Origin of the sequence: Campylobacter concisus, assembly GCF_002914195.1 — a bacterium.
Taxonomy (GTDB): domain Bacteria; phylum Campylobacterota; class Campylobacteria; order Campylobacterales; family Campylobacteraceae; genus Campylobacter_A; species Campylobacter_A concisus_M.
On sequence record NZ_PPAU01000032.1, the window covers coordinates 1 to 503 of the forward strand.

Below are 503 nucleotides of genomic sequence, written 5' to 3' on the forward strand. Positions count from 1 at the left end.
CAACAGGTAATATCAATAAACTAAGCCCTAAAGAGATAGAGCTAATATCTGATAAGTCAATCGACATCGTAGGGGACGGCCTAAACGATAAGAGCAGTGACTATACTAATGTGATCTCAAATGCCATAAATTTAAACTCAAATATCCACGCAAATGAGCTAAACATCATCGGCGAAAAGGCACTTACTTCAGTAAAGATAGACTTTACAACGACGTAAAAGCTAAAAACCAAGAAAACAGCTTTAGCCTAGATAGTAGCGCACTTGGCGGTATGTATGCTAATAAAATCAAACTAGTTGGCACAAGTAATGGCGTAGGCGTAAATAATAACGGCCTAGTTATAGCAAATAACAACATAGAGATAAGCCTTGATGGTGCTAAATTTAATGCTGGCGCTATCGCTTCTAATAAAGATACAAGCATAAAAGCAAATACTATAACAAACAAAGATGGAGCGCTAATAGCAGCCAAAGAGAATCTTACAATAAAAGCAGAAACTTTGG

The 503-nt window shown here is 36.8% G+C and carries 2 protein-coding genes; both read left to right on the forward strand.

Annotation, left to right across the window (positions count from 1 at the left end; genetic code table 11):
* A partial coding sequence (locus tag CYP28_RS10185; RefSeq protein ID WP_181000389.1) for a hypothetical protein occupies window positions 1-218 on the forward strand: 218 nt, incomplete at its 5' end.
* Between the two features lie 53 nt (window positions 219-271).
* Window positions 272-503: hypothetical protein (locus CYP28_RS00820; RefSeq protein WP_343219155.1), on the forward strand; the 232-nt coding region annotated here is incomplete at its 3' end.